7 protein-coding genes are annotated in these 6,664 nt (G+C 65.9%); 5 read left to right on the top strand and 2 right to left on the bottom strand.

Going from position 1 to position 6,664, the window contains the following annotated elements:
* Positions 1-984: MFS transporter (locus BST40_RS20225; RefSeq protein WP_239988025.1), on the bottom strand; the 984-nt coding region annotated here is incomplete at its 3' end.
* Entirely contained in the window at positions 984-1,685 is a 702-nt protein-coding gene (locus BST40_RS20220; protein ID WP_075546219.1) for an LppX_LprAFG lipoprotein, read from the bottom strand. The genes BST40_RS20225 and BST40_RS20220, both read right to left, overlap by 1 nt.
* A 154-nt stretch (positions 1,686-1,839) precedes the next feature.
* Between BST40_RS20220 and BST40_RS20215 the strand changes: the two genes are divergently transcribed.
* The 5 genes from BST40_RS20215 (at position 1,840) to BST40_RS20195 (ending at position 6,655) form a co-directional block, all read left to right on the top strand.
* On the top strand, positions 1,840-2,487 hold the full coding sequence (locus BST40_RS20215) for a riboflavin synthase (protein WP_075546023.1): 648 nt from the start codon (positions 1,840-1,842) through the stop codon (positions 2,485-2,487).
* A gap of 332 nt (positions 2,488-2,819) precedes the next feature.
* A complete protein-coding gene (locus tag BST40_RS20210) occupies positions 2,820-4,106 on the top strand; it encodes a bifunctional 3,4-dihydroxy-2-butanone-4-phosphate synthase/GTP cyclohydrolase II (protein WP_075546024.1) in 1,287 nt (428 codons plus the stop codon).
* Complete coding sequence (gene ribH / locus BST40_RS20205) at positions 4,103-4,585, top strand: 6,7-dimethyl-8-ribityllumazine synthase (protein ID WP_075546025.1); 483 nt, start codon at positions 4,103-4,105, stop codon at positions 4,583-4,585. The genes BST40_RS20210 and ribH overlap by 4 nt, the downstream gene beginning before the upstream one ends.
* Entirely contained in the window at positions 4,582-5,052 is a 471-nt protein-coding gene (locus BST40_RS20200) for a PH domain-containing protein (protein WP_075546026.1), read from the top strand. The genes ribH and BST40_RS20200 overlap by 4 nt, the downstream gene beginning before the upstream one ends.
* Before the next feature lie 133 nt (positions 5,053-5,185).
* A complete protein-coding gene (locus BST40_RS20195) occupies positions 5,186-6,655 on the top strand; it encodes an HNH endonuclease signature motif containing protein (protein WP_083155273.1) in 1,470 nt (489 codons plus the stop codon).
* Positions 6,656-6,664: the final 9 nt, after the last annotated feature.

Genomic DNA, 6,664 nt, shown 5'->3' with positions numbered 1-6,664 from the left:
CCCGCCCACCACCGCCCCGATCGGCAGGGCGATCAAGAACCACAGCAGCATCCCGGCCGCCTGGGCCTGGTCCATATCCAGCACACCCTGACCGAACAGCTCCACATTGACCAGGGTGACCATCAACGCCGCGCCGGCGCAGACCGATGCGCCCAGCGCGGACAGGAACGGCCGGAAGTGCACACCGGCCGGTTCGATCAGCCGGGTGCGGGCCATGCGCTCCCAGACGAAGAACAACACCGCGGCCACGGCCGCGCCAATCACCAGCGGCAATCCGTAGCTCGGTAGCACCTGTTTGCCGTCGGGGTTGGGGTTGTAGAGCCCGATCACCGCCAGACCCAGCGACGTGGCCAGGAGCAGCCCGCCGACCACGTCAATCCGTTCCGGCTCGGCACTGCGGTCGTGGGAGGGCAGGCTGAAGTGGATCATCACCATCGCGATCGCGGTGAGCGGGACGTTGATCCAGAACACGTCGCGCCAATCATGGAACAACCAGACGATGAAGATCCCGTACAGCGGACCCAGCACACTGCCGAGTTCTTGCGCGGCGCCGATGCCACCGAGCACACCGGCTCGGTTGCGCTGTGCCCACAGATCGGCGCCCAGCGCCAGCGTGATCGGCAGCAGAGCGCCGCTGGCAACCCCCTGGACGGTGCGCCCGGCGATCAGCATGTGGAAATCGCCGAAGTGTCCGGCCAACGCGGTGATCACCGAACCCGCGGCGAATCCGGCCAGGCTGACTTGCAGCATGAGTTTGCGGCCGAACCGGTCGGAGGCCCGGCCCAGCAGCGGCATCGCGGCGATGTAGCCCAGCAGGTACATCGTGACGATCCAGGTGATCCGCTGCAGCTGGTTCACCGGGATACCGACGCTGTTCATGATGTCGCGCATGATGGTGACCACGACATAGGTGTCGAGGGCACCCAGCAGCACCGCGAGGCTGCCCGCGCTGATCGCTACCCGGCGGCTCGTCTGCGTAGCCATCAGCTCACCGGCGGCTTCGTGACTTGCACCTGCTCGCCCCAATTCGACAAAGTCATCTGGACGGAATTACCCGAACCCCGATCCAACTTAACCTGGGCCAGCTGGTGGTCGCCGTTCTCCTGGATCCACACGGTGCCCGGCACCGGATCGGTCGCACTGAACGGCGGCGCGATCTGGTTCACCGCGTCCGCCGTGACCTTCCCACTGATGCGGATGGTGGTCTGTCCGTTAATGGTGTCGCGCCCCTCGGCTTTGGCGTTGGTGAAGTTCGCCAGCACGTTGGCCAGCCCGGTGTCAGGGTTCAGGATCTGCGAGGGATCGTAGATGTCGGCGGCCGGACCGAAGTCGCTCCATTTGTTGGGTGTGAGGGTGGCGTACAGGATCCCTTCGAAGACGACGAAGTCGGCATCGACATCGGACCCGCCGAGGGTGAGCTTGACGTTTCCTTTGGCGGCGGTGGGATTGGTGGTGAGATCGCCGGTTAGCGTCTTCATCGACAATCCCGGAATCTTGCCGTTCACCGTCAGGACCAGATGCGCACTCTTGACGGTCTTGGTCTTGTCGGTCGCCTGCTTAACCAATGCCGTCGCGTCGGGTAATGGTCCGCCGCTGTCTTTCTTGCCCGACGAGCAGCCCGCGACCACCGTGGCGGCGAGGCTGAGGGCGGCGACAACAGCGAAGAGACGTCTGGGGGGTTGCATACCCAGCATCGTAGAGGGTGCCGGTGACCGCACCGGGCAACGCAGGGCCCGCGGTCGGTCGGGGCGCCGCGGTTGTACCGGCGAATCCGGGGCCACCCGCAGCCACCGGCCCACCCGGAGCCACTAGCCCACCCGGGGCCACTAGCCTGGTGCGATGTTCACCGGAATTGTCGAGGAGCTCGGCGAGGTGATCGCGCGGGACACCCTCGCCGACGCGGCGCGCCTGACCATCCGCGGTCCCGTCGTCACCTCCGACGCCGGCCACGGAGATTCCATCGCTGTCAACGGCGTCTGCCTGACGGTGGTGGAAGTGCTGCCCGACGGCCAGTTCACCGCCGACGTGATGGCCGAGACGCTCAACCGGTCCAGCCTCGGCGATCTGCGAGAGGGCAGCCGGGTCAATCTGGAGAGAGCTGCCGCGCTCAGCAGCCGGCTCGGCGGGCACATCGTGCAGGGGCATGTGGACGGTACTGGCGAGATCGTGGCCCGGACGCCGTCGCAGCATTGGGAAGTGGTCCGGATCGAGGTTCCCGCGACGTTGGCTCGTTACATCGTGGAGAAAGGATCGATCACCGTCGACGGCATTTCGCTGACCGTTTCCGGGCTTGGCGGCCCGCCGCGGGACTGGTTCGAGGTCTCGCTGATTCCGACGACTCGGGAGTTGACCACGCTGGGTTCGGCGCCGGTGGGGACGCGGGTGAACCTGGAGGTCGACGTGCTTGCCAAGTATGTTGAGCGGTTGCTGCAGGCCCACCGAACAGCCGACGCCGGAAGCGCGGCGGCAACCGGGAACACCGCTTAGCAAGGCGAGCGCTACGGGTATGCCACGTTGCGAGTCCGGTGAATCGGGCGATGGCAGTGAATCAATCAATGAGGAAAACGGCCACGATTATCGCTTGCCCGTTCGAGTTTGGTCGCGCTTTTCCAACGGCGGCGAAACACCGATAGCGGAATAACCCAATAAAGTCGGCAACCTTCGGTCGCCCAGACTTGGCATTGCCGACTGCCTGATCAGCAGGCACGCGAATGAGCCATCTCACTGAATAAGGGGACGTCCGAGACGGCAGCGTGGTTCATACTGAATGCGACATGCGGGCATTACTGCCCGGCTCACCGACAGCAAAGGTAACAACGATGACGAGGCTGGATTCCGTCGAGCGGGCGGTTGCCGACATTGCGGCGGGCAAGGCCATCATCGTCATCGATGACGAGGACCGCGAGAACGAGGGCGATCTGATCTTCGCGGCCGAGAAGGCCACTCCGGAGTTGGTCGCCTTCATGGTTCGCTACACCTCCGGCTACCTTTGCGTACCGCTGGACGGCTCGATCTGCGACCGGCTCGGGCTGTTGCCGATGTTTGCGGTCAACCAGGACAAGCACGGCACCGCCTACACCGTCACCGTCGACGCGCGACAAGGTATCGGTACCGGCATTTCGGCGTCCGACCGGGCCACCACCATGCGATTGCTGGCCGATCCGGCCAGCATCGCCGACGACTTCACCCGTCCCGGTCACGTTGTTCCGTTGCGGGCCAAGGACGGCGGCGTGTTGCGCCGCCCAGGCCACACTGAGGCGGCCGTCGACCTGGCGCGGCTGGCGGGGCTGCAACCCGCCGGCGCCATCTGCGAGATCGTCAGCCAAAAAGACGAAGGGGCGATGGCCCAGACCGACGAGTTGCGGGTGTTCGCCGATGAGCATGGTCTGGCGCTGATTACCATCGCCGATTTGATCGAATGGCGCCGCAAGCACGAAAAACATGTCGAGCGAATCGCCGAAGCCCGGATCCCGACCCGGCATGGCGAGTTTCGCGCCATCGGTTACTCCAGCATTTATGAGGACGTCGAACACGTGGCGCTGGTGCGCGGCGAGATCGCCGGCCCGAACGCCGACGGCGACGACGTCTTGGTCCGGGTGCACTCCGAATGCTTGACCGGCGACGTGTTCGGGTCGCGCCGCTGTGACTGCGGACCTCAGCTGGACGCCGCGATGGCGATGGTCGCGCGGGAGGGGCGTGGCGTGGTGCTGTACATGCGCGGCCACGAGGGCCGCGGCATCGGCCTGATGCACAAATTGCAGGCCTACCAGTTGCAGGACGCCGGCGAGGATACCGTCGACGCCAATCTCAAACTCGGGTTGCCTGCCGACGCAAGGGATTACGGGATCGGTGCGCAGATCCTGGTCGACCTCGGGGTCCGGTCGATGCGGCTGCTGACCAACAACCCGGCCAAACGGGTCGGGCTGGACGGATACGGACTGCACATCATCGAGCGGGTGCCGCTGCCGGTGCGCGCCAATGCCGAAAACATTCGCTACCTGATGACCAAGCGCGACCGGATGGGCCACGACCTGGTCGGGCTGGACGAATTCGGCAATTTCCAGGAATCGGTCCCGTTGCCCGGCGAATTCGGTGGTGCTTTGTGAGCGGTGGGGCCGGCGTCCCGGACATCCCGGCGCTCGACGCGTCCGGTATGCGGCTGGCGATTGTGGCCAGCACCTGGCACAGCCAAATCTGCGACGCGTTGCTTGCCGGCGCGCGGAAGGTGGCTGCCGACTCCGGCATCGACAACCCCACGGTGGTGCGCGTACTGGGTGCAATCGAGATTCCGGTAGTGGCACAGGAATTGGCCCGGCAGCACGATGCTGTCGTCGCGCTGGGAGTGGTAATCCGTGGTGAGACACCGCATTTCGACTATGTCTGCGACGCGGTGACCCAGGGGCTGACCCGGGTTTCACTGGACGAGTCCACACCCGTGGCGAACGGGGTGCTGACCACCAACACCGAGGAGCAGGCCCTGGATCGGGCCGGGCTCCCGACGTCGGCGGAGGACAAGGGCGCGCAAGCGACCGCGGCGGCACTGACCACGGCGCTGACGTTGCGCGAGCTACGTGTTCAGTCGTGACGGCCGACCCGCAGCAAGACGACTGGGACGTGGTATTGCGTCCCTACTGGACCCCGATATTCGCCTGCGTCGCAGCCTTCCTGATTGTCGCGGTGCACATCGCGGTGGGTATGGTGCTGAAGGTCGGGACCACCGGCGTGGTCCTGCGGACGGCTGACCAGGTGGCGATGGGCGCGCTGGGGCTGATTTTTGCCGGTGCCACGCTGCTGTTGACCCGACCACGGCTGCGGGTGGGGCCGGCCGGGTTTTCGGTACGCAATCTCTTGGGCTACAAGCTGATTGCCTGGCCGGACGTAGTCGGTGTGTCCTTTCCGGGTGGCAGCCGATGGGCGCGGATCGACTTGCCCGATGACGAGTACATCCCGGTGATGGCGATTCAGGCGGTGGACAAGGAACGCGCCGTGGCCGCCATGGACACCGTGCGAACCTTGGTGGCCAAATACCGACCGGACTTTGGTGCACCCTGAGCGGCTGGTGACGTCAAGGCAGCGCTTCCGGTGGGCGAGGGCAGCCGGTCCTGACCGGGGGCCGAGGGGAGTTGAGGCCGTCGCCGCGCAACTACGGCGAGCAATGTCGGCATGGCGTGTTACTATCGAAAGTATGTTCGAATCGTGGTACGCCTCGCGTCCGACGCCGGAGTCGAAAGCCCTGCTCGACCGGGTGCGCAACGTGTCACGAAGGGAAGCTCAGGCCGCCGCCGAGCGGCTGGTTGCGATCGGAGAGCTGTTCGTCCTACGTTGCCGGGATTCCGGAGAACGTGCGGACTGGGGGACAGATACCTGGGAAGCGGTTGCCGCTCAAGTCGCTGCCGCGATGCGGACCAGCGTGGCTATGGGCTCGAGCTATCTGCGTTACGCGGTGGCGATGCGCAATCGACTGCCCAAGGTGGGGCAGGCGTTCCAAGCCGGCGACATCGACTACCGGGCGTTCCAAACGATCGTGTATCGCACCGATTTGATCGAAGATGACGACGCGTTGGCGAAGGTGGATGCCCAGCTGGCGGTGCTGTTGTCGCGATGCCCTTCGGTGACTCGAGGCCGGCTGGCCGCCGCGGTGGACAAGGTGGTGGCCAACGTCGACCGTGATGCTGTGCGCCGGGCCGCCGAGGCGGCCACCGACCGCAGGTTCGTCGATGTCGACATCGAAGGCTGCGGGATGGCCGCCCTGACCGGCAGTGTGCTGCCTACAGCCGGACAGGCTTTTGACCGCCGCCTGGACGAGCTGGCCCGCACGGTGTGCCACGCTGATCCGCGCACCCTCGAGCAGCGTCGCGCCGACGCGCTGGGTGCAATGGCTGCGGGTGGCGACCGGTTGGTGTGCGGCTGCGGATCCGCCGACTGCGCCGCCGCAATACCGGCGCACAGCAATGTGGTTATACACGTTGTCGCCGAGCAGTCAACGGTCGACGGTACGGGGACCAACCCGGGGGTGCTGGCCGGCGCCGAGGGGCTTATTCCGGCCGAGCTGGTCGCCGAGTTGGCCAAGTCCGCCAAGTTGCGGCCGTTGGCGCGGCCAGCCGAAGACCCCGAACCGGGATACCGCCCGTCGACCCAACTCGCCGACTTCGTGCGGTGTCGCGATCTGACCTGCCGGGCGCCCGGTTGTGACCAGCCGGCGGTCGCCTGCGACCTGGACCATACCGTCGCTTACGGCGACGGCGGTCGTACCCAGGCGTCGAACCTGAAATGCCTTTGTAGAAAACATCATTTGCTGAAAACGTTCTGGGGCTGGCGCGACATGCAGCTGCCCGACGGGACAGTGATCTGGCTTCTTCCCGACGGACATACCTACGTGACCACTCCGGGCAGTGCACTGCTCTTTCCGAACCTGTGCGCGCCAACCGGCGACGCGCCGGCCGCCTCGCCTGGTCCCCACCGGCGCAGCGAAGACCGCGAAGTCATGATGCCCCGCCGCAGCAGCACCCGAGCTCAAAACCGCGCGAAACGCATCATCGCCGAACGCCGACACAACCGCCTGGCCACCCAGGCCGCCGAGGCTCAAGCCGAGTACGTCGGTGCGCACGACACCCCGGAACTGCCACCTGATCCCGACGAGCCCCCGCCTTTCTAGACGCGCTTC

It is taken from the genome of Mycobacterium persicum (assembly GCF_002086675.1).
Taxonomy (GTDB): domain Bacteria; phylum Actinomycetota; class Actinomycetes; order Mycobacteriales; family Mycobacteriaceae; genus Mycobacterium; species Mycobacterium persicum.
Note: the sequence above shows the minus strand (reverse complement) of the source record. Positions and strands in the feature narration are given on the sequence as shown.

What these genes read in the sequence shown, in the direction of transcription:
- BST40_RS20220 (WP_075546219.1), bottom strand. Translation starts at nt 1,685, where the DNA reads ATGCAACCCCCCAGACGTCTCTTCGCTGTTGTCGCCGCCCTCAGCCTC.
- BST40_RS20215 (WP_075546023.1), top strand. Translation starts at nt 1,840, where the DNA reads ATGTTCACCGGAATTGTCGAGGAGCTCGGCGAGGTGATCGCGCGGGAC.
- BST40_RS20210 (WP_075546024.1), top strand. Translation starts at nt 2,820, where the DNA reads ATGACGAGGCTGGATTCCGTCGAGCGGGCGGTTGCCGACATTGCGGCG.
- BST40_RS20195 (WP_083155273.1), top strand. Translation starts at nt 5,186, where the DNA reads ATGTTCGAATCGTGGTACGCCTCGCGTCCGACGCCGGAGTCGAAAGCC.